We start from the raw sequence: 20,716 nt of genomic DNA, 5'->3' as shown, positions 1-20,716 counted from the left end.
CGAAGCGACAGGCAGCGGGAAAAAGGGAATCTGTCGTCAGGAGAACAACGGCGGCCCACGCGCCGGGTGCGCCGGCCAGCGCAGGCCGGCGCTGGACACGGTGGCGCGCGGCGCCTGCGGCGCAACGCGGTACAGCACCGGCGCGAGCACCAGCAGCAGCGCCAGCCAGGGCAGCAACCGCGACGCCATGGTGCAGTAGTCGCAGGCCTCGCCGTGCGCGGCATGCGGGTCTGGCGGGCGCGGTTTGTCAGTATCCGTGGCCGTGGCCGCACCCGTGTGCCCGACATGCCCGGCGTGCGCTGCATGTGCATCGGACATCGGCGGTACCGCCGGCGCCGAGGGGGCCATGGCCATCGGGGCCATCGCGTGCGCCATCGCCGTATGCGTCCCCGGCGCGGACTGGATCCAGCGGCTCACCACCGGTGCCAACGCCATCAGCAGCGCGGCCGCCAGCGCGAGCAGCAACATCCAGCGGTGCAGGAGCGGGGATCGGGTCACGCCCCGATTTTAAGACCGCGTCATCGCGGCCCATGTGCGACACATCGCCGCAGGGGAAAAAGCGGGCAACCCGCGGCGGGGAGCCCGCCACCACAACGGCCGGGAGCAGCGCGGACGGGCAAAGGCGATTGCGTCCGCCTTCCCGGGTTCCTGGTTCGCGTGCGCTGGTTCCTGCTTGTCAGTTGGTGATGGTCTGGGTCAGCGCTTCCCAGCTCGGTGGCACCGGCCAGTCGGCCTCCTGGTTGCCGTCCAGCACGCGCCGCAGGTCGCGCTTGTCGATCTGCGGCGCCAGCACGTGCACCAGTTCCAGCGCGTAGTCGCGCAGCACCCGGTCGCGCGGCAGTACCGCCCAGGCGGTGCATTCGGGGATCGCCGCCGGCGCCGGCCAGGCGCGCAGGTCGCTGTCGCCGGCGCTGACCGCCATTTCCGCCAGCAGGCCCACGCCCAGGCCGGTACGCACGTAGGTCTTGATCAGGTCGGCGTCGAGCGCGGTCAAGGCCAGGTCCGGTTCCAGCCCCTGCGCGGCGAAGGCGCGACGCAGCGAGGAACTGGGCCGGGTCGAGGATTCGTAGCTGATCAACGGGTGCGCCGCGAGCGCGGCCATGTCCGGCTGGCGCCCGGCGCGGTCCAGCGCGTGCCCACGCGGCACCAGCACCAGCCGCCGCCAGCGGTACAGCGGCACCGCGATGCCGGTGCTCGGTTCGCCGCCGGCGGTACTGACGATGGCGATGTCGGCGTCGCCCTGGCTGAGCAGGTCCAGCGCATCGCTCTCGGCCGCCTGCTGCAGGTGCACGCTGACCTGCGGGTAGGCCTGCTTGATCCGCGCCACCGCCGGCGGCAGCACGAAGCGCGCCTGGGTATGGGTGGTGGTCAGCACCAGCTGGCCGTGGCTCTCGCGGCGCTGGTTGGCGGCATAGGTGCGGATGTTGTTGGCTTCGGCCAGTACCAGCCGCGCCCGCGCGATCACTTCCCCGCCGGCCGGGGTCACCGACTCCAGGCTGCGCCCCTTGCGCACGAACAGCAGGAAACCCAGCTCGTCCTCCAACTGTTTGAGCTGCTTGGACAGCCCCGGCTGGGTGGCGTGCACCCGTGTGGCCGCCAGCGTGATGTTCAGCTCGGCGTCGGCGATTGCCACCAGGTAGCGCAGTTGGGTCAGGGTCATCGGGGGTCGGGACGATGGCTCGGCGGGGACCGACCCACTGTAGGGCAGATCGCAGGGGCTACTTATAACCGAAAGTAATCTGCAAGGCGGGGCATGTCATTTCCGGGCGGCCCGGGCCGGGACTACGGTCAGCATCCCTGCCACGACCGCCCCTTCCCCGCCTTGGACGCCCCCCTGTTCCCGCTGTTTGCCGATCTCAACGGCCGTGCCGTGCTGGTGGTCGGCGGTGGCGCGGTGGCCGGGCGCAAGGTCGAGGCACTGCTGCACGCCGGCGCGCGGCCGCGGGTCGGCGCACCGCACCTGTCGCCGCCGCTGCGGGAGCTGGCCGAGGCCGGCCGCATCGACTGGCTGCCCGGCCTGTTCGACACGCGCTGGCTGGCCGAAGACGTGTGGCTGGTGGTCGCCGCCACCGACACCGCCGCGGTCAACCAGGCGGTCGCGCGTGCGGCCGAAGCGCAGCGGTTGTTCGTGAACGTGGTCGACGACGCCCAGCTGTCGCGCTTCCACGTACCGGCGGTGGTCGAGCGCGGCGCGCTGCAGATCGCCGTTTCCAGCGGCGGCGCCGCGCCGATGGTGGCGCGGCATGTGCGCCGCCGGCTGGAGGAGCTGTTCGATGGCGCCTGGGGCCAGCTGACCGCACTGGCCGGGCGCCACCGCCCGGCGATCCGCGCACGCTTCCCTGACACCGCCGCGCGCCGCCGGTTCTTCGACCGCCTGCTCGATGGCCCGGTGCTGGAGCTGCTGCGCCGCCAGCGCCCCGCCGACGCCGAATCCGCGCTGCGCCAGGCCATGGCCGACGAACCGCCGGCAACGGCCGGCTCGGTGGTGCTGGTCGGCGCCGGTTCCGGCGACCCCGGCCTGCTCACCCTGGCCGCGCTGCGCGCGCTCAACCAGGCCGACGTGATCCTGCACGACCGGCTGGTCAGCGCCGACGTGCTGCAGCTGGCCCGCCGCGACGCCGACCGCATCGAAGTCGGCAAGTCCGCGCGCGGCCACAGCACCCGCCAGGAGCACATCCATGCGCTGATGCTGGAACACGCCCGCGCCGGCCGCCGCGTGGTCCGGCTCAAGGGCGGCGACGCGTTCGTGTTCGGCCGCGGCGGCGAGGAACTGCAGTTCCTGCGCGCGCACGGCATCGCCTACGAGGTGGTACCGGGCATCACCGCCGCGCTGGCCTGCGCCGCGCACGCCGGCATTCCGCTCACCCACCGCGACCACGCCCAGCAGCTGCGGCTGGTCACCGCGCATTGCCGCGAATCGCTGGACACGCTCGACTGGCATGCGCTGGCCGCGCCACGGCAGACCCTGGTGTTCTACATGGGCGTGGCCGCGCTGGCGCGGATCCAGGCGCAGCTGCTCGACGCCGGGCTGCCCGCCGCCACACCGTTCGCGCTGGTGGAAAACGGCTCGCGCCCCGGCCAGCGCGTGGTCAGCGGGCACCTGCGGCACCTGGCCGACGCCGCCGCCACGCATGCGGTGCAGTCGCCGGCACTGCTGGTCGTCGGCGAGGTGGCCGCGCTGGCGGACGAACTGCACTGGTTCGGCCAGGCGCCATTGCCGGCCACTCCGCACGCACCCTCACCTTCAGCAAAGGCGGCGTCGCCGACACTGGCCGACGCCGCCTGATTCCCTTCCAGGAGATCCCCATGGCCATCTACAACAGCATCCTCGACACCGTCGGCAACACCCCGGTGGTCAAGCTCAACCGCCTGGCGCCGGCCGGGGTGGACGTCTACGTCAAGGTCGAGTCGTTCAACCCCGGCGGCTCGGTCAAGGACCGCCTGGCACTGGCGATCGTGCTCGACGCCGAGAAGCGCGGCGTGCTCAAGCCCGGCGACACCATCGTCGAGGCCACCTCGGGCAACACCGGCGTCGCCCTGGCCATGGTCGCTGCCGCGCGCGGCTACAAGTTCGTCGCGGTGATGACCGAGACGTTCTCGGTGGAACGCCGCAAGGCGATGCGCGCCTACGGCGCCAAGGTGATCCTGACCCCGGCCGCGGCGCGCGGCACCGGCATGGTGGAGAAGGCGAAGGAACTGGCCGCCAAACACGGCTGGTTCCTGGCCAGCCAGTTCGCCAACCCGGCCAACCCGGCCTATCACCGCAACACCACCGCGGCCGAGATCCTGCGCGACTTCGCCGGCCGGCGCCTGGACTACTTCGTGAGCGGCTGGGGCACCGGCGGCACCCTCACCGGCGTCGGCGAGGTGTTGAAGCTGGCGCGCCCGGACACCCGCATCATCGCCACCGAGCCGGCCGGCGCCGCGCTGCTCAAGGGCGACGAGTGGAAGCCGCACAAGATCCAGGGCTGGACCCCGGATTTCCTGCCGGCGGTGCTCAACCGCAACGTCCACGACGCGCTGTATGCGGTGCAGGACGAGCGCGCGATCGAGACCTCGCGCCGGCTGGCCGCCGAGGAAGGCATTTTCGTCGGCATCTCGGCCGGCGCCACCGCCGCCACCGCGCTGGAAGTGGCCGCCACGGCACCGGCCGGCTCGGTGATCCTGGCCATGCTGCCCGACACCGGCGAGCGCTACTTCTCCACCCCGCTGTTCGCCGACATCAACGAAGGCAGCGACGACGACTGGCTGGCCGGCCTGCCGTAAGCCCGGCGCCCCGCCTCCCGCCCCCCGCACAAGGCCGCCCCCGGGCGGCCTTGCTGCTTGCGGGCGCCGCGTCGCAGCCGTGGAGACGGGCTTTCCTCAGACTTTGCCGCGGGCCGGCGCAAGCCGTGCACCCGTCACGTTTTGCTCATACATGGAAAGGGAAGATCGCGGGCATGAACATCGACATCTGGCACGGCGACATCACCACCCTGGACGTGGACGCCATCGTCAACGCGGCCAACGAGAGCCTGCTCGGCGGCGGCGGTGTCGACGGCGCGATCCACCGCGCGGCCGGGCCGGGCCTGCTGGCCGAATGCACGCGCCTGCCGGAGCTGCGCCCGGGCGTGCGCTGCCCGCCCGGCGAAGTCCGCGCCACCGGCGCCCATGCGCTGCCGGCGCGCCATGTGTTCCACGCCGTCGGCCCGGTCTGGCAGGGCGGCCAGCGCGACGAAGCCGCGCTGCTGGCCAACTGCTACTGGCAGTCGCTCAGGCTGGCCGAACAGATGCGGCTGGAATCGATCGCCTTCCCGGCAATCAGCTGCGGCGTCTACGGCTACCCCATGCACCAGGCCGCGGCCATCGCCGTCACCGAAACCGTGACCTGGCAGAAGAGCCACGCGCGGCCGGTGCGCATCGTGCTGGTGGCCTACAACACCGCCACCTTCAAGGCCTACCAGCAGGCGCTGGCGGTCGCGGCGCAGGCAGGGCCGGCGTTCCCGTCGATGGACGATCCGCTGCCGTCGTTCGCGCGCTGACCGGCCGCGGGATCGTTCCCATGCCATCGCCCGCCGCTGCAGTGCATTTCCTGGAGAGCGAGGCAACGCCCCGCCGGACCTTTCCGGCAACGCCACCGCGGGCGATCCCCAACGTTGCGGAACCTTGCAACCGCGTGTGGTAGATGCGGGGCTTGCCCCGCATGGAGCCTTCCCTGCGAAGGCCCGCTGGGCGTTGCCTGGCGCTACGGCGCCCCGCGGAGACGTGGGCGGGTGCGCCGCTGGCGCATGGCCGCAGAAGCTGCGCCATCGGCACACCGCCGAATCGGTCATGTCTGGCCCTGGACCTGCGCGCAAAGGAAAACGCCGGCGCAGGGCCGGCGTTTCCACGTCCATCAGCGTCAGGCGGCGATCAGCCTTCCCACTTGCCCAGCGCGGCCAGGCCGTTCTCGCGGGCGCGCTCGTAAACGGTCTTCTGCGCGGCGGCGTAGTTGCCCTGCATGTCCTGGGCCCACAGCTTCAGCGCGGCCTGCTGCATGGCGCGGCCGTAGGAGAAGCTCAGCGGCCACGGCAGCTTGTCGAGCTGGTTCATCGCGTTCAGGTGCGCGGTCGACTGTTCGTCGCTCTGGCCGCCGGACAGGAACACCACGCCCGGCAGGATCGCCGGCACGGTGCTCTTCAGGCACATCACGGTGGCTTCGGCCACTTCCTCGACGTCGGCCTGCTCGTCGCAGTCCTTGCCGGAGATGACCATCGAAGCCTTCAGGATGGTGCCTTCCAGCAGCACGTTCTGCTGGTACAGCGCGTCGAACAGCGAGCGCAGGGTGGCTTCGGTGACTTCGTAGCAGGTCTCGATGTCGTGGTCGCCGTCCATGATCACTTCCGGCTCGACCATCGGCACCAGGCCGCATTCCTGGCACAGCGCGGCATAGCGGGCCAGCGCGTGCGCGTTGGACTCGATGCAGGTGCCCGACGGGATACTCTCGCCGATGTTGATGACCGCGCGCCACTTGGCGAAGCGGGCGCCGAGCTTGTAGTACTCCTGCAGGCGCTCGCGCAGGCCGTCCAGGCCTTCGGTGACCAGCTCGCCCGGGCAGCCGGCCAGCGGGTGCGCGCCCTTGTCGACCTTGATGCCCGGGATCATGCCGTGGTCGGCCATGTACTTGGCGAACGGCACGCCGTCGCGGGTGCTCTGGCGGATGGTTTCGTCGTACAGGATCGCGCCGGAAATATGTTCGTTGAGCTTCGGCGTGGTCAGCAGCAGCTCGCGGTAGGCACGGCGGTTCTCTTCGGTGTTCTCGATGCCGACGCTGGCGAAGCGCTTGGCGATCGTGCCGGTGGATTCGTCGATGGCGATGATGCCCTTGCCCGGGGCGACCATGGCCTGGGCGGTTTCAGCCAGCAGTTCGATGCTCATGAAGTTCCTGTGACGGGGTGCGGGAAAACCCGGATTATAGCCCGCGGCCGTCGTTGCCCGGCCGTGAGGACGCGCTGGAACCGGTTTCAATCCGTCCGCCAGGACAAATCCTGTCCACTGCAGTCATGCACGGGCCATCGCGGTGGCCCGTGCACGCAGATCCGTCAGAGCTCGCCCAGCCCGCTGGCGCGGCCGTCGCTGCCCACTTCGAGCAGGCGCAGGGTATTGGTGGCGCCATGGGTTTCCATGTGCTCGCCGCTGGTGAACACCACGCGGTCGCCGGCCTGCAGCAGGCCGGCCTCGACCAGCAGGCGGATGCTGCCGCGCGCCGCCTCGCGCGGGGTAAAGCCGCGGCTGTCGAAATTGATCGGGAACACATCGCGCATCAGCGCCATCTGCCGGCGCGCACCGTCATGCCGGGTGACCGCATAGATCGGTGCCTTGGCCCGGAACCGCGACAGGTAGCGCGCGGTGCCGCCGGACTCGGTCATCGCCACGATCGCGCGCACGCCCACGTGCTGGGACAGGAACATGGTGGCCATGGCGATGGCCTGGTCGGCGCGCTCCAGGTTGCGCGGCGAGGCATTGAAATCGGTCTCGGTCTGGAACTGGCGCTCGGCGCCCAGGCAGATGCGCGCCATCGCCTCGACCGCCTTGACCGGGTAGGCGCCGGCCGCGGTCTCGGCCGACAGCATCACCGCGTCGGTGCCGTCGATGACCGAGTTGGCCACGTCCAGCACTTCGGCACGGGTCGGGATCGGGCTTTCGACCATGGACTGCAGCATCTGCGTCGCGGTGATCACCACCTTGTTCTGCGCCAGCGCGGCCTTGATGATCTTCTTCTGCAGGCCGGGCAGTTCGGCATCGCCGATCTCCACGCCCAGGTCGCCGCGGGCGACCATCACCACGTCGCTGGCCTCGACGATCTCCTCCAGGTTCTCGATCGCCTCGGTACGTTCGATCTTGGACACCAGCGCCGCGTCGCAGCCGTGCTGGCGGGCGATCGCGCGGGCGTCGTTCATGTCCTGCGCGTTGCGGCAGAACGAGACAGCGATGAAGTCCACGCCGATCTTCGCCACGATGCCGATCAGTTCCTTGTCGCGCTCGGTGAGCGCACCCAGCGACAGGCCGCCGCCCTGCTTGTTCAGGCCCTTGCGGTCGGACAGCACGCCGTCGTTGAGCACGCTGGTGACGATGCGCTCGCCCTGCACTTCCACCACCTGCAGCTGCATCAGGCCGTCGTCCAGCAGCAGCACGTCGCCGGGGCCCACGTCCTGCGGCAGGCCGAGGTAGCTCACGCCGACCTGGGTGGCGTCGCCGGGCGCCGCGTCGGCCCTGGCGATGAGGTCGAAGCGGTCGCCCACCTTGAGCTGCACCCTGCCCTCGGCGAAGCGCTCGATGCGGATCTTCGGGCCCGGCAGGTCGGCGAGGATGCCGACTTCCACGCCGACCCGGTTGGCGGCGGCGCGCACTTCGGCGGCACGCTTGGCCTGGCCGGACGGATCGCCATGCGAGAAGTTCAGGCGGACCACGTTGACACCGGCGCGGAACAGATCGTCGAGCACGCCCGGCGCATCGGTGGCCGGTCCGAGGGTGGCGAGGATCTTGGTGCGGCGCTGGCGTTCGATCATGGTGCGAAAACTCCCTGAAAGGCCGCCGAAATTAGCATATCCAGTGCATGACAACGATGTCGCATACGATTTCAGAAGACACTTTCAACGCTGTCCCGCAGACAGGGCGGACAGCATGTCCGGACATCGCCCGCGCGTTGCCCGGCGCTGTCCGCCCGCCCATGCACAAGCGGACATGGATCGGTCGCGGACTGTCAGCAAGGGACAGCCTGGTGGCCAGCCAGGACAACGCGCCGGCAACCACCGGCACCTGCGACGCGCAGCCCGTGGACCGCGCCCAGCGCAACGCGTGCGCGGCGCGCGCGGGTTCAACGCACGCCGCGCGGCCTGCATCGCCGCCATCGCATCAGCGCGACAGCAGCTGCTCCAGTTCGGCCGGCGTGCCGGCCAGTGAACCGGCACCGGCCGCGGTCAGTTCCTCGCGGCCACCGAAGCCCCACAGCACGCCGATGTTGCGCATGCCATGGTGGCGCGCGCCTTCGATATCCATGCGCCGGTCGCCGATCATCCAGCACCGCGCCGGCGCCAGCGACAGCCGCCGCAGCGCTTCGCCGATCAGTTCCGGCTTGTGGCTGCGCGCGCCGTCGGCGGTGGCGCCGATCACCTCCTCGAAGCAGCCACCGAACGGCAGGTGCTCGACGATCCGCCGCGCGTGCGGCTCGTTCTTGGCGGTGACCACCGCCAGCCGATGGCCGGCGGCATGCAGCCCCTGCACCACCCCGCCGATGCCGGCGTAGACGTCATGCTCCTGCCAGCCGTGCAGTTCGAAGCGTTCGCGGTACAGCGCCACCGCCTGTTCGACCCGCTGCGCGTCGCCGAACAGCGGGGCGAAGCTGGTGCGCAGCGCCGGGCCGATCCAGCGGCGCAGCTCGGCCGGCGGCGGTACCGGCTGCTGCATCCGCTCCAGCGCGTAGGCCACGCAGCGGGTGATGCCGACGGCCGAATCGATCAGCGTGCCGTCGAGATCGAAGAACAGCACATCGCGGCTCACGCCCCGCGGGCCTCCAGCGCGGCCACGGCCGGCAGGGTCTTGCCCTCGAGGAATTCCAGGAACGCGCCGCCGCCGGTGGAGATGTAGCTGACCTTGTCGGCGATGCCGTACTTGTCCACCGCGGCCAGGGTGTCGCCACCGCCGGCGATGGAGAACGCGTCGGATGCGGCGATGGCGCGGGCCAGCGCTTCGGTGCCCTTGCCGAAGGCATCGAACTCGAACACGCCGACCGGGCCGTTCCATACCACCGTGCCGGCCCTGGCGATCAGCGCGGCGTAGTGCGCGGCGGTCTGCGGGCCGATATCCAGGATCATGTCGTCGGCGCCCACCGCATCGACCGCCTTGACCGTTGCCGGCGCGTCGGCGGCAAAGGCCGGCGCCACCACCACGTCGACCGGCAGCGGGATCTCGGCGCCGCGCGCCTTGGCCGCGGCGTCGATGCCGCGCGCCGTTTCCAGCAGGTCGTTCTCCACCAGCGACTTGCCCACGCCGTGGCCTTCGGCGGCGATGAAGGTATTGGCGATGCCACCGCCGACGATCAGCTGGTCCACCTTGCCGACCAGGCTGGAGAGCAGTTCGAGCTTGGTCGAGACCTTGGAGCCGGCGACGATCGCCAGCAGCGGCCGCGCCGGGTTGGCCAGGGCCTTGTCCAGCGCATCCAGCTCGGCCATGAGCAGCGGCCCGCCGGCGGCGACCGGGGCGAAGCGGATCACGCCATGGGTCGAGGCCTGCGCGCGGTGCGCGGTGCCGAACGCGTCCATCACGAACACGTCGCACAGCGCGGCGTACTTCTTCGACAGGGCTTCATCGTCCTTGCCCTCGCCCACGTTCATGCGGCAGTTCTCCAGCAGCACGAGGCTGCCCGGGGCCACCTCCACGCCGTCCACCCAGTCCCTGACCAGCGGCACGTCCACGCCCAGCAGTTCGGACAGGCGCGCGGCCACCGGCGCCAGCGAATCGGCCTGGCTCCACGTGCCTTCCTTCGGCCGCCCCAGGTGCGAGGTGACCATCACCGCCGCGCCCTGGGCCAGTGCCCGCTTCAGCGTCGGCAACGAGGCGGTGATGCGCTGTTCGGACGTGATCCTGCCGTTCTCGTCGATCGGCACGTTCAGATCCTGGCGGATCAGCACGCGCTTGCCGGCGAGGTCGAGGTCGGTCATGCGGACGATGGACATGGCGGGGTCGGCTCCGGAAGACTGTGGGGAAACCGCAATTCTCGCCCGCCCCCGCAGGCGGGGCAAACCCGAGGTGCACCGCATGCCGCCCCACGTGCCACAACCCGAGCTGTGCAGCCCCCGGCTGCGCCTGCGCGAAGTGCGCGCGGACGATGCGCCCGCGCTGTTCGCCATCCACAGCGACCGGCGGGTGATGCGCTACTGGAGCTACCCGGCGTGGACCGAGCTGGCCCAGGCCGAACGCAAGGTGGCCGACATCCAGCGCCAGCGCCGCGAGCAGGAGATGCTGGTCTGGGCGATCGCCGACGCGCACGACGACCGGCTGATCGGCACCAGCGCGGTGTTCGCGATGCAGCGTGGGCAGGGCCGCGCGGAGATCGGCTACAGCCTGCACCCGGACTGGCAGGGGCGCGGGCTGGCCAGCGAGGCGCTGCGCCTGATCCTGCGCCACCTGTTCGACGGCCTGGGACTGCGCCGGATCGAAGCGGACATCGACCCGCGCAACCAGGCCTCGTGCCGGCTGGTCGAAAGGCTCGGCTTCGTCCGTGAAGGCGTGCTGCGCGAACGCTGGGACGTGAACGGCGAGCTCGCCGACAGCGCGCTGTACGGGCTGCTGCGCCGCGATTTCATCGACCCGCCGTAGCCGCGCAGCGGCCTGCGCAACGGGGCGCACCGGCCTGCCCGCGGCCGCGCGCGGGCCGGCTGCGCCCAGCCACTCCCATCGCCGCCACCGGCGCCACCGCCATGCAACGGCGTCAGTCGCCCGCCGGACGCTGGCCGCGCAGCAGGCTGAGCGCGAAGCCGGCCACGGCCAGCGCGCCGGCCACCAGCACCGCCCACAGCAGGAGGCTCTTCCAGTCGCGCGCCGGTGCCGCCGGCACGTAGGCCGCGTCGCCCGCGCGTACGCTCGGCTCCCCGAGGGCGGCCGCCGCCGGCTGCCACTGCGCGCCGTTGCGCGCGCGCAGCGCGGCCAGCATCGGTTCCAGGTGGCTTTCGCGGGCGGTCGCGCGTGCATTGCCGGCCACCAGCCGGTACGGCGCCCGGCCCTGGGCGAGGAACACCACGCTGCCCGGCCGATAGCCCAGTTTCAGGACCGGCGCCGGCGTGCCGGCCACGGCCGGTTCGGCCTGCAGCTGCCATTCGCGGTCGGCGCTTTCCTGGCCGAGTTCCAGCGGCGCCGACGCCTGCCTGCGCCCGCCTTCCTGCAGCGTCCACGTGTTCCAGCCGGTGGCGCGCACCTGCCAGGCCGGCTCCGCGGCGTCCGCCTTGCGGTCGTCGTCGCGGCTGGACACGGTCCAGGCCACCGCGGTGTTGGGCGGCATCGCCACGTCCACCCGCTGCACCGGGAAGCGGCCCTGCAGCCGGTAACGGAAACGGGCCGGCGCGGCGTTGTCGGGCGTCGAGGCGGCCAGTTCGAGCCACTGCCAGTCGTCCGCCGCCGCGTCGCCGGCCAGCTCGCCGCGCAGCGCGCGCAGCGGCGGCGCGCCTTCGCGCTGCAGTGGTACCAGCCGCAGGTAGCGCAGCGACGTGGACAGCGCCACGCGGTCGCTGTCCAGCTGCCGGCCCTGGTTGCGCAGCCGTACCAGCCGCACTTCCGGGTCGAGCACCTGCCAGCGGCGCAGGTCATCGCTGCCTTCCAGCCGATAGCCCAGGTCCAGCGGCTGTGGCTGGTCGTCCCATTCCACGCGCAGCGCCTGCACCTGCCCTGCCCGCCGGCCCAGGTCCACCAGCCACGACGGATCGCCGGCGGACACGCCGGCAGCGCCCGTCGCGCTGCGCACCGACACCACGTTGCCGCCGGCGTCGCGCTGCACCACCACGCTCAGGTCGCCGCCCGCCGTGGTGGCCGTGGCGGCGGGCATGGCGAACCAGTCCAGCTGCACCTGCCGCGCCGGCGCGGCGATCGGGATGGCCGCGGCCTGCAGTGCGCTGGCCATCGGCTTGCCGTCGGCGTCGAGCACCTGCACGTCGCGCAGATCGCGCCAGTAAGCGGCGCGGTAGACGCCCGCATCCAACGTAACCCGATAGGCGCCGGCATCGGCCTGGGCCGGCTGCAGCGGCCACTGCAGGGCGAAATCGTCGGCCGCCTGCGCCGCCAGCGGCAGCAGCGCCATCCACCACAAACGCCTGATCATGCGGATGCTTCCTCTGGTTGCGGTTCGTTGCCGCGACCACGCGGCGGTGCCGGCGCCAGCCAGCCGACCAGCGTGCACAGCAGTCCGTAGGCAATGAAGGCGCCGATGCCGAGCAGATCGCCCAGGTTGCCGCGGTCGATCAACAGCAGCTTGGCCAGCACCACGCCCATCAGGATCGCGCCGGCCAGCCACACGCCCCATTGCCCGCGGCGCGAGCCGCTGACCCAGCCGATCACGCCCAGCAGGCTCCAGGCCACGGTCAGGCTGGTCTGCGCCAGGCTGGTACCGATCAGGCGCCCGTTCCAGTCGACGCCGCCCCAGTGATGCACCCCGCGCAGGGTGATGACGCTGACCAGCAGCAGCCCCGCCAGTGGCAGCAGGCCGCGGCGCAGTCCGGCCGCGCGCGGCCCCGCCGGCTCGGACCACAACAACATCGCCGCCAGCACCAGCACCGCCCACTGCGCCAGGTCCAGCGGATTGAACAGCGCGATCCATGGCAACGGCGCCGACGCGCCGGCACTGCCCAGCGACACCAGCCACCACAGGCCCAGCACCGCGAAGATCGCCGCCTGCAGCGGCGTGCGGTAGCGGTCGAACGCGGTACCCAGCGGCTGCGCCAGCCAGTGCCAGCGGCGGATCGACAGCGCCGCCAGCAGCAGCCACGGCAGCGCCAACAGCATGCCGACCCAGCCGCCGGCCAGTTCGAAACGCGTGCCCAGGTGCCAGGACAACAGCGACAGCACCGTCGGCCACAGCAGCCACCAGGCAAACTGCGCCGCACCGGCGATGGCGTCGCCCGCCGCGCGCAGGCACAGCAGGCTGCGCAGGCCCAGCGCGGCGAACAGCGGCCAGGCCCAGGCGCCATGGCCGGCGAACGGCTGGCCATACGCGCCGAGCTGCAGGAACGCCAACGGGAACGCCAGTACCAGGCAGCCGAGCGTGGTCAGCGACAGTGACAGCGCGGGGCGGCGCCGGTGCACCTCGGCCGCCAGCCAGCCGCTGATGCCCAGCAGCAGCAACAGGCCATGCAGCACGCTGCGCGGCTCGACGAAGCGCGCGACCTCGGTCCCGATGTTGCCCATCCACCAGACCAGGCCCCAGGCATAGGCGATCGCCGCCAACAGCCGGTTGCCGGCGTCACGCAACAGCCAGGCGCTGGCGAAGGCGGCCAATGCGATCAGCAGCGCGCCCATGAAGGCGGCGTTGGCGACCGCCGATGCCGCGGCGTCGCGCACGCCGTGGGCGCCGTCGATGCCCACCGCCAGCGCGAACGCCGCCGCCAGCTGCAGGCCGATGCCGGTCCAGCGCGCCAGCCGGCGCTGCTGCATCAGGCCCAGCCAGAGCAGGCCGGCGCCTTCCAGCGCGAACACCGAGGCGGTGGCCTTGGCCGACAACGCCAGCGGTACCGCCAGCGTGGCGAAACCCACCGCCAGGATGGCATGGCCCTGCGCCAGCAGTTGCAGCCGCTCGCGATGCCACGACGCACGCGCCAGCAGTGCATAGACCGCCGCCACGCCGAGCGCGCACAGGGCCAGCGGCATGCGCTCGCCCTGCAACAGGCCGGCCTGCAGCGAGAAGGCCACCAGCGGCGTGCCGAACAGCAGGCAGCCGTCGATGCGCGCGCCGCCCGGCGTCGCCGCCCGGCGCGCATACAGCAGCGGCAGCAGCAGGTAGAACGCGAAGAACAGCACCAGGAACGGCTCGGTGCTGGCGAACTTGGCCGGCGTGTAGTCCAGCACGCCCCAGAGCGTGCCGATGCCCCAGGTGAAAGCGAAGCCGAGCAGGTTGAGGATGCGCCACGGCCGCACCCAGGCGATGGCGAAGATGCCGGCATTGAGCAGCGCGTAGTACGAGAACAGGCCGACATGGTTGCCGCTGCCGTCGGACAGCCAGATCGGCGCCATGAACCCGGCCAGCACGCCGAGGATGGCCAGCGTGCGCGATTCCTGCAGCACCGCCATCACGCACAGCCCGGCGATCAGCACCACGCTGATCGCGAACGCCGGCAGCGCGTCGATCAGGCCGTGGTTCTTGAACGCGGCGAACACCACCAGCAGCAGCACGCCTATCGCGCCGCCCTGCAGGGCCAGCGCGAACGCGCGGTGGCTGGTGCGCTTGCGCCAGGCGAACACCAGCCCGGCCAATGCCACCAGGCTGATGCTGGCCAGGCGCAACGCGGGCGGGAAACTGAACCAGCCGGCGTCGCTGCCGTACTTGAGCAGCGCCGCCACGCCGGCCAGCAGCACCAGCATGCCGACCTTGACCGGCACGTTGCCGCGGGTGAACCACTGTTTGATGCGCGCGACGCCGCGCTCGATGAGGTTCGGCCCGGGCGCTGCCGTCGCTTCCGGCACGGGCGCTGGACCGGGCGCGCTGCGGACCTGCCGCGGCGCGACGGGTTCACGCAGCGGCGGCAACGGTGGCGTAACCATGGGCGGTGGGGGCTGCGGCGCATCCATCACCGGTTCCGGCACCGGTTCGACCGGCGCGGGCGGGAGCTCCCACGCCTGCGGCAGCCCATGCCGCGCGTCGCCCGGATCGGCGGCGCGGCCGGCTTCGCCGACCTGCCCGCGCGCCAGCGCGTCCTCGAGCGCGGCCACGCGCCGCTTCAGCGAGGCCACCGATACCAGCGCCATGACCAGCAGCACCGGCACCGCCAGCACCACCGCCAGCAGCAGCAACCCCAACAACACGATCTCGTCGTCCATTCGCCGTCCCTGTCACCGGAAGGTGCCGCACCACCTTCATCCACGCCCCGTCGAAACGCAAGCCGCACAACCGCCACGGCGGCGCCCTGCGCCCTGCCGCATCCGTGCCGCCGCAGGCAAAAAGAAGGGCGCCCGCGGCGCCCTTCCTTCATACCCCCGCGGTGCGGATCAGGCCGCGACCACGCGCACCATCTCCAGGCACTTGTTGGAGTAGCCCCACTCGTTGTCGTACCAGCTGACCAGCTTGACGAAGGTGGAGTCCAGCGCGATGCCGGCTTCGGCGTCGAACACCGAGGTGTGGGTCTCGCCGCGGAAATCGGTGGCCACGACCTTGTCCTCGGTGTAGCCCAGCACGCCCTTCAGCGGGCCCTCGCTCTGGGCCTTCACTTCGGCGCAGATCTCGGCGTAGGTGGCCGGCTTCTCCAGCTCGACGGTCAGGTCGACCACCGACACGTCCGAGGTCGGCACGCGGAAGCTCATGCCGGTGAGCTTCTTGTTGAGTTCCGGGATCACCACGCCCACGGCCTTGGCCGCGCCGGTGGACGAGGGAATGATGTTCTCGAGGATGCCGCGGCCGCCGCGCCAGTCCTTGTTGGACGGGCCGTCGACGGTCTTCTGGGTGGCGGTGGCGGCGTGCACGGTGGTCATCAGGCCGCGCTTGATGCCCCACTTGTCGTTGATGACCTTGGCCAGCGGCGCCAGGCAGTTGGTGGTGCACGAGGCGTTGGAGATGATCGCCTGGCCGGCATAGGTCTTGTCGTTGACGCCGAACACGAACATCGGCGTGTCGTCCTTGGACGGCGCCGACATGATCACCTTCTTCGCGCCGGCATCGATGTGCTTCTGCGCGGCTTCCTTAGTCAGGAACAGGCCGGTGGATTCGATCACCACGTCCACGCCCGCCTCGTCCCACTTCAGGTTGGCCGGGTCGCGCTCCTGGGTCAGGCGGATCTTCTTGCCGTTGACCAGCAGGTGGCCGCCTTCGATGGCGACATCGGCCTTGAAGCGGCCGTGCACGGAGTCGTACTTGAGCATGTAGGCCAGGTAATCCGGCTCCAGCAGATCGTTGATGGCCACGACCTCGATGTCGTTGCCGAAGTTCAACACTGCCGAGCGCAGCACGTTGCGCCCGATGCGACCGAAACCGTTGATGCCGACCTTGATTGCCATGTTCACGAACTCCTGCGGCCGCAGACCGCTGCGGCGGGGGTGGAAAGGGGGCTCATTGTAGCAGCCGGGCCCCGCCCGCTGGCCGCGGCGGCCCGCGCCCGCACCGCCGGCGGCACCGGTGCGCGGCAGCACGCATCGTGAACGCGCCATGAGCGCGGACACGGGTTTGATCCGGATCAAGGCGGGCATGCGCCGCCGCGCGGAGACTGGCGCCATCCTCACCAAGCAAATGGAAACGCACCATGCGCAAGACCCCCGCCCTGCTGCTGTCCGGCCTCGCCGCCGCCCTGGCCCTGTCCGCCGCCCCCGCCATGGCGCAGTCCAAGGGCGACTGGACCCTGGGCGTCGGCGTCCACAACGTCGATCCGAAGTCCAACGCCGGCGACCTCAACGGCTCGGCCCTGGGCCTGGGCGCGCTGCCGACCAAGGTCGACAGCAGCGTGCGCCCGACCGTGACGTTCGAGTACTTCGTGGCCAACAACGTCGGCGTTGAAGTGCTGGCCGCGCTGCCGTTCCAGCACGACATCAGCATCGACGGCGTCGGCACCGTGGGCCGCACCAAGCAGCTGCCGCCGGTGGTCTCGCTGCAGTACCACTTCGCCAACAGCAGCAAGGTCACCCCGTTCGTCGGCCTGGGCGTGAACTACACCAAGTTCTTCAGCACCGACAGCAAGGGCGCGCTGACCGGCACCCGGCTCAAGCTGGAAGACTCGTGGGGCCTGGCCGCGCATGCCGGCCTGGACTTCGCGCTGACCAAGAAGGACGCGCTGCGCGTCGACCTGCGCTGGGCCGACATCGACACCAAGGTCAAGGTCAACGGCAACAAGCTCGGCACCGCCAACATCGACCCGCTGGTGTACGGCGTGGCCTACGTCCGCTCGTTCTGATCCCGCCCTCCCCCGGTACCGAGGGGGAAGGACGTTCCCAGGGCCTGTTCATGGCCCGCCGCGAGCCAAGCGCGGTGGGGTCGTGGACAGGCCCGCCACTTTCGGCACACGTCCGCCGCCGATGCGCCGCTAGAATGCGGCGGATGAAAATCCGCGCCCGCATTCCCCTGCTTTTCTCCGGCGTCGCCCTGGCCGCCTGCTCCCTGGTCTCCACACCCGCCTTCGCCTGGGGCGCGCAGGGCCACCGCCTGGTCGCGCGCATCGCCGAAACCCGCCTGGACCCGGCCGCGGCAGCGGAAGTGCAGCGCCTGCTCGCCACCGAGCCCGGCGCCACCCTGGCCAGCATCGCACCGTGGGCCGACCAGCTGCGGGCAGGCGACCCGGACCTGGGCAAGCGCTCGGCCGGCTGGCACTACATCAACATGGCCGAGGACGGCTGCACCTACGATCCGCCCAAACACTGCCGCGACGGCGACTGCGTGGTCGAGGCTCTGAAGGCGCAGAGCGCACGCCTGGCCGACCGCAGCCTCAGCGACGCCGAGCGCCTGCAGGCGCTCAAGTTCGTCGTGCACCTGGCCGGCGACCTGCACCAGCCGATGCACGCCGGCTACGGCCACGACAAGGGCGGCAACACCTACCAGCTGCAGTTCAACGAGCGCGGCACCAACCTGCACTCGCTGTGGGACAGCGGCATGTTCTACGCCCTGCAGCTGGACGACGAGCACTACCTGCAGCGCCTGCAGGCACTGCCCGCGCCGACGGACGTCGGCGCACCGCAGCTGCAGCGCGATGCCACCGGCTGGGCCGAACAGAGCTGCGCCATCGCCACCCGCCCGGGCATCTACCCCAGCAACCGCAAGGTCGGCGACGCCTACGCCTCCACCTGGCGCCCGGTGGCCGAGGCGCAGCTGCGCCTGGCCGGCGAGCGGCTGGCGGCGCTGTTGAACGAACTGCTGGATTAAGGCGCCACAGCCACATGGAGCGGCCTGCGGTGCGGCGTGTCGTGAGAGCCGTGCCGGGCAAGCCCGGCACCTACGGGGGCCGCCGCAGTCGCCTTTCGTAGATGCGGGGCTTGCCCCGCATTGGGGTCCGCCGGGAACGCGTGTGCCGGGCGAGCCCGGCACCTACAGGAGACGCCGCAGCCGCCTTCCGGGGATGCGGGACTTACCCCGCATTGGGGGCGTCGGGAAAGCGCGTGCCGGGCAAGCCCGGCACCTACGGGGCCGCCGCAGCCGCCTTTCGTCGATGCGGGGCTTGCCCCGCATTGGGGGCGTCGGGAAAGCGTGTGCCGGGCGAGCCCGGCACCTACGGGGGCCGCCGCAGCCGCCTTTCGTCGATGCGGGGCTTGCCCCGCATCGAGGGCGCCGGGAAAGCGTGTGCCGGGCGAGCCCGGCACCTACGGCTGCGGCGGCTGGCCCAGCCGCACGCGCGCCTGCCCCTGCACGATCTCGAAGGTGAACGCATAGGGCAGCGTCACCGGCACCGCCTCCACCTGCGCCGCGCCGGTGCAGTCGTCCGGCGCAACCGGCGCCGTGCCGGGGGCGAAACCGCAGATCGCCGCGGGCGCGAAGCGCCATTGCCGCACGGCATCGTCGGCGGCCTGCAGCAGATGGCCATTCTCCGCGTCGTTGCCGGCGCCGCACTGGCTGTGCGTCAACAGCGGGAAACTCCGCTGCACCTGCCCATGCGCATCAAGGACGACATTCAGGCACACCGTCACCGGCGGCACTGATCGCCGCGCTGGCATATCGGGCAGTTCCGGCAATGGCGCATGCAGCGGCCGGGGCATGCGGAACACCTCGCGCCCGGACAGCGTGTACGGCTGCACGTCCCCGGCCTGCCCGCCCGCCGGCTCCGGCAGCAGCAGGCGCTGGCCGATGCTGTAGCTGCTGTCCGCCACGTCTTCGCTGGCGGCCGGTCGCGTCGCGCAACCGGCCAGGGCCAGCAGCACCGATCCCGCCGACACGACGCCGACACGCATGCACCACATCACTGCACGCCTCCCTTGCCGGCTGCGCGGCCCGCGCCCCGGTCGAAAAGAACCGGAACGCGCACCGTGCCGGCCACCGGCTTGCCGTCCTTGCGGACCGGCAGGAATCGCCATCCGCGCGCGGCTTCCACCGCCGCTTCGTCGAGGTCGGCGTGCCCCGAACCACGTTCGATCCTGACGTCGGTGGCGGTGCCGTCGGCCGCCACGTCGATCTGCAGCAGCAGCCTGCCGGCATGCGTGCCTGGCGGATAGCGCGGAGGCGACCGGCGGGCGAACGCGATGTTGTCGGCCGGGACCCCGGTCGGTTCCGTGTCACCGCGCGGCGGTGCCGCCAACGCAGGCGCGGCGCTTGTGGCGAGCGCGTCGCTCGGCGCCGGTTGTGCGGCCCAGGCCGCAAAACCCAGCGCAAGGGACACCCCCGCCGCCAACAGCAGCATGCCGAACCATTGTCCCTTGCCGGGTACCGGACGCTTCAACATGGCGATGCGCTCCTTGAGCGGATGGCGGTCCTGCCAGTGGCAGCCCAGCGGCAACGACGACAGCGCCAGCCCGGTCTTGAGCATGGCGTTGCCATAGCTGCGGCGCGCGCCGTCGCTGCGCGCGATGACACGTTCGTCGCAGGAAAACTCCTGGTCCTCGCGGCAGCGACGCAGCGCCAGCGGCAGCAGCGGGTTGAACCAATACACGCACTGCAGGGCCGCCAGCAGCGCATTGACGGCGATGTCGCCGCGACGCAGGTGCACCTGCTCGTGCAGCAACACCAGCCGCTGCTCCTGCGCGGTGTAGCGGCGTTCGAAATCCGCCGGCAGCACGATGCGCGGCGGCCACAGGCCGAGCACGGCGGGCAGCCCGGCCGTTGCCTGCGCCTGCCACAGGCCATCGTCGCGTCGGCGCAGCGTCCCCAACCCACGGACGAACCGCCGTTGCTGGCGCAGCAATCCGGCCATCGCCAGCAGCGCGCCGGCCAGCCAGGCGCCGCCCAGCGTCGAGGTCCAGGGCAGCGACAGCGTCGATGAATGCTCCAGGACGGTGCGGGCGGCCGGCAGCACCGCGTCGATAGCGTGCACCGGCAGTACCGCCACGCGCGGTGCCGGCAGCAGCACGGCAACCATGGCCACCGGTACCGCCAGCCACAGCAGGTAGGCCGCGCTGGCGCCCAGCCGGCGCCGCACCATGCCACGCAGCGCCAGCACCGCCACCATCGCCACGCTGCCGGCCAGCGCGGTGGCCAGTAAGGCCCGCAACCCTTCAAGGCTGATCATCGTCGAGCTCCTCCAGCAGCCTGCGCAGTTCGGCCACGTCGTCGCGGCTCAATTTCCGGTGCTGGCTGAAATGCGCCACCAGCGGCGCCACGCGCCCGTCGAACAGGCGCTCGAGCAGGCTGCTGCTTTCCTCCAGCAGCCACGCCTCGCGCGCCACCTGCGGTGCATACAGATAGCGCCGCCCCTCTTTCGTCGCGCTGATCGCGCCCTTGTTGAGCAGGCGGTTGAGCAGGGTCTTGACGGTGGCCTCGGCCCAGCCGTTGCGACCGCCCAGGCGGGCGACCACGTCCTCGGCGGAAAGCGGGTGCGACTCCCACAGGGCCTCCATCACCACCGCTTCGGCCTCGCTGATCCGAATCATCGTTTACGCC

At 71.4% G+C, this 20,716-nt stretch carries 18 protein-coding genes; 6 read left to right on the top strand and 12 right to left on the bottom strand.

Translation table 11 applies throughout. The features are described 5' to 3' along the window. Positions 1-36 precede the first annotated feature (36 nt). Together AC06E6_RS01965 and AC06E6_RS01960 are read right to left on the bottom strand one after the other, a co-directional pair. Positions 37-498 (bottom strand): DUF2946 family protein, encoded by a 462-nt coding sequence (locus AC06E6_RS01965; RefSeq protein ID WP_478060119.1) that lies wholly within the window; start codon positions 496-498, stop codon positions 37-39. Positions 499-676: 178 nt separating this feature from the next. Continuing rightward, on the bottom strand, positions 677-1,660 hold the full coding sequence (locus tag AC06E6_RS01960) for a LysR family transcriptional regulator (RefSeq protein WP_161615023.1): 984 nt from the start codon (positions 1,658-1,660) through the stop codon (positions 677-679). Positions 1,661-1,822: 162 nt separating this feature from the next. Here AC06E6_RS01960 and cysG point away from each other — a divergent pair, with 162 nt between their 5' ends. The 3 genes from cysG to AC06E6_RS01945 all read left to right on the top strand — a co-directional run bounded on the left by cysG (position 1,823) and on the right by AC06E6_RS01945 (position 5,021). Further along, positions 1,823-3,286: a siroheme synthase CysG gene (gene cysG / locus AC06E6_RS01955; RefSeq protein WP_240212242.1), complete on the top strand. Its 1,464-nt coding sequence runs from the start codon at positions 1,823-1,825 to the stop codon at positions 3,284-3,286. Positions 3,287-3,306: 20 nt separating this feature from the next. Continuing rightward, positions 3,307-4,266 (top strand): cysteine synthase A, encoded by a 960-nt coding sequence (gene cysK / locus AC06E6_RS01950; protein WP_104939441.1) that lies wholly within the window; start codon positions 3,307-3,309, stop codon positions 4,264-4,266. A 173-nt stretch (positions 4,267-4,439) separates the two neighbouring features. After that, the gene (locus AC06E6_RS01945) at positions 4,440-5,021 is read left to right on the top strand and encodes an O-acetyl-ADP-ribose deacetylase (protein WP_240212243.1); all 582 of its coding nucleotides are present in this window, start codon (positions 4,440-4,442) and stop codon (positions 5,019-5,021) included. A gap of 370 nt (positions 5,022-5,391) precedes the next feature. Here AC06E6_RS01945 and AC06E6_RS01940 read toward each other — a convergent pair whose 3' ends face one another. From AC06E6_RS01940 to AC06E6_RS01925, 4 genes are all read right to left on the bottom strand, one after another. Then, on the bottom strand, positions 5,392-6,396 hold the full coding sequence (locus AC06E6_RS01940) for a class I fructose-bisphosphate aldolase (protein ID WP_104939443.1): 1,005 nt from the start codon (positions 6,394-6,396) through the stop codon (positions 5,392-5,394). A gap of 164 nt (positions 6,397-6,560) precedes the next feature. Beyond that, complete coding sequence (gene pyk / locus AC06E6_RS01935) at positions 6,561-8,027, bottom strand: pyruvate kinase (RefSeq protein ID WP_104939444.1); 1,467 nt, start codon at positions 8,025-8,027, stop codon at positions 6,561-6,563. Between the two features lie 346 nt (positions 8,028-8,373). Next, complete coding sequence (locus tag AC06E6_RS01930) at positions 8,374-9,018, bottom strand: HAD hydrolase-like protein (protein WP_240212244.1); 645 nt, start codon at positions 9,016-9,018, stop codon at positions 8,374-8,376. Further along, complete coding sequence (locus AC06E6_RS01925; RefSeq protein WP_233996216.1) at positions 9,015-10,193, bottom strand: phosphoglycerate kinase; 1,179 nt, start codon at positions 10,191-10,193, stop codon at positions 9,015-9,017. Before AC06E6_RS01925 ends, AC06E6_RS01930 begins: the two co-directional genes overlap by 4 nt. Before the next feature lie 82 nt (positions 10,194-10,275). On the opposite strand from AC06E6_RS01925, the gene AC06E6_RS01920 reads away from it, so the two are divergent. Next, entirely contained in the window at positions 10,276-10,836 is a 561-nt protein-coding gene (locus AC06E6_RS01920; RefSeq protein ID WP_240212245.1) for a GNAT family N-acetyltransferase, read from the top strand. 112 nt (positions 10,837-10,948) lie between these two features. On the opposite strand, the gene AC06E6_RS01915 is transcribed toward AC06E6_RS01920, so the two are convergent. From AC06E6_RS01915 to gap, 3 genes are all read right to left on the bottom strand, one after another. Next, complete coding sequence (locus AC06E6_RS01915) at positions 10,949-12,328, bottom strand: DUF3999 domain-containing protein (protein ID WP_240212246.1); 1,380 nt, start codon at positions 12,326-12,328, stop codon at positions 10,949-10,951. Continuing rightward, the gene (locus tag AC06E6_RS01910; RefSeq protein WP_240212247.1) at positions 12,325-15,036 is read right to left on the bottom strand and encodes a DUF2339 domain-containing protein; all 2,712 of its coding nucleotides are present in this window, start codon (positions 15,034-15,036) and stop codon (positions 12,325-12,327) included. Before AC06E6_RS01910 ends, AC06E6_RS01915 begins: the two co-directional genes overlap by 4 nt. 168 nt (positions 15,037-15,204) lie before the next feature. Then, positions 15,205-16,206, bottom strand: a complete 1,002-nt coding sequence (gene gap, locus AC06E6_RS01905; RefSeq protein WP_104940251.1) for a type I glyceraldehyde-3-phosphate dehydrogenase — start codon at positions 16,204-16,206, stop codon at positions 15,205-15,207. A gap of 242 nt (positions 16,207-16,448) precedes the next feature. Here gap and AC06E6_RS01900 point away from each other — a divergent pair, with 242 nt between their 5' ends. Beyond that, positions 16,449-17,093 carry an OmpW/AlkL family protein gene (locus AC06E6_RS01900; RefSeq protein ID WP_240212248.1) on the top strand — a complete coding sequence of 215 codons (645 nt, stop codon included), beginning with the start codon at positions 16,449-16,451 and terminating at the stop codon, positions 17,091-17,093. A gap of 134 nt (positions 17,094-17,227) precedes the next feature. Beyond that, positions 17,228-18,055 (top strand): S1/P1 nuclease, encoded by an 828-nt coding sequence (locus tag AC06E6_RS01895; RefSeq protein WP_240212249.1) that lies wholly within the window; start codon positions 17,228-17,230, stop codon positions 18,053-18,055. A 434-nt stretch (positions 18,056-18,489) separates the two neighbouring features. On the opposite strand, the gene AC06E6_RS01890 is transcribed toward AC06E6_RS01895, so the two are convergent. From AC06E6_RS01890 to AC06E6_RS01880, 3 genes are read right to left on the bottom strand one after another with little or no spacing between them, the layout of a single operon-like run. Continuing rightward, positions 18,490-19,083, bottom strand: coding sequence for a hypothetical protein (locus AC06E6_RS01890; protein WP_478060113.1), 594 nt, complete (start codon positions 19,081-19,083; stop codon positions 18,490-18,492). Continuing rightward, positions 19,083-20,345 carry a TonB family protein gene (locus tag AC06E6_RS01885; RefSeq protein WP_240212250.1) on the bottom strand — a complete coding sequence of 421 codons (1,263 nt, stop codon included), beginning with the start codon at positions 20,343-20,345 and terminating at the stop codon, positions 19,083-19,085. Before AC06E6_RS01885 ends, AC06E6_RS01890 begins: the two co-directional genes overlap by 1 nt. Continuing rightward, entirely contained in the window at positions 20,332-20,706 is a 375-nt protein-coding gene (locus AC06E6_RS01880) for a BlaI/MecI/CopY family transcriptional regulator (protein ID WP_478060112.1), read from the bottom strand. The genes AC06E6_RS01885 and AC06E6_RS01880 overlap by 14 nt, the downstream gene beginning before the upstream one ends. Positions 20,707-20,716: the final 10 nt, after the last annotated feature.

The sequence above is a fragment of the Stenotrophomonas sp. Steno-Z10-HUANG genome (genome assembly GCF_056393075.1).
The sequence above is the reverse complement of the archived record's forward strand: the minus strand, read 5'-3'. Positions and strand labels throughout refer to the sequence as shown.

Excerpts from the sequence above, each read along its gene's own strand:
- AC06E6_RS01960 (WP_161615023.1), bottom strand. The coding sequence starts at position 1,660 with ATGACCCTGACCCAACTGCGCTACCTGGTGGCAATCGCCGACGCCGAG.
- AC06E6_RS01890 (WP_478060113.1), bottom strand. The coding sequence starts at position 19,083 with ATGTGGTGCATGCGTGTCGGCGTCGTGTCGGCGGGATCGGTGCTGCTG.
- gap (WP_104940251.1), bottom strand. The coding sequence starts at position 16,206 with ATGGCAATCAAGGTCGGCATCAACGGTTTCGGTCGCATCGGGCGCAAC.
- AC06E6_RS01880 (WP_478060112.1), bottom strand. The coding sequence starts at position 20,706 with ATGATTCGGATCAGCGAGGCCGAAGCGGTGGTGATGGAGGCCCTGTGG.
- AC06E6_RS01895 (WP_240212249.1), top strand. The coding sequence starts at position 17,228 with ATGCGGCGGATGAAAATCCGCGCCCGCATTCCCCTGCTTTTCTCCGGC.
- AC06E6_RS01885 (WP_240212250.1), bottom strand. The coding sequence starts at position 20,345 with ATGATCAGCCTTGAAGGGTTGCGGGCCTTACTGGCCACCGCGCTGGCC.
- AC06E6_RS01940 (WP_104939443.1), bottom strand. The coding sequence starts at position 6,396 with ATGAGCATCGAACTGCTGGCTGAAACCGCCCAGGCCATGGTCGCCCCG.
- cysK (WP_104939441.1), top strand. The coding sequence starts at position 3,307 with ATGGCCATCTACAACAGCATCCTCGACACCGTCGGCAACACCCCGGTG.
- AC06E6_RS01925 (WP_233996216.1), bottom strand. The coding sequence starts at position 10,193 with ATGTCCATCGTCCGCATGACCGACCTCGACCTCGCCGGCAAGCGCGTG.
- AC06E6_RS01910 (WP_240212247.1), bottom strand. The coding sequence starts at position 15,036 with ATGGACGACGAGATCGTGTTGTTGGGGTTGCTGCTGCTGGCGGTGGTG.
- AC06E6_RS01915 (WP_240212246.1), bottom strand. The coding sequence starts at position 12,328 with ATGATCAGGCGTTTGTGGTGGATGGCGCTGCTGCCGCTGGCGGCGCAG.
- pyk (WP_104939444.1), bottom strand. The coding sequence starts at position 8,027 with ATGATCGAACGCCAGCGCCGCACCAAGATCCTCGCCACCCTCGGACCG.
- AC06E6_RS01920 (WP_240212245.1), top strand. The coding sequence starts at position 10,276 with ATGCCGCCCCACGTGCCACAACCCGAGCTGTGCAGCCCCCGGCTGCGC.
- AC06E6_RS01900 (WP_240212248.1), top strand. The coding sequence starts at position 16,449 with ATGCGCAAGACCCCCGCCCTGCTGCTGTCCGGCCTCGCCGCCGCCCTG.
- AC06E6_RS01945 (WP_240212243.1), top strand. The coding sequence starts at position 4,440 with ATGAACATCGACATCTGGCACGGCGACATCACCACCCTGGACGTGGAC.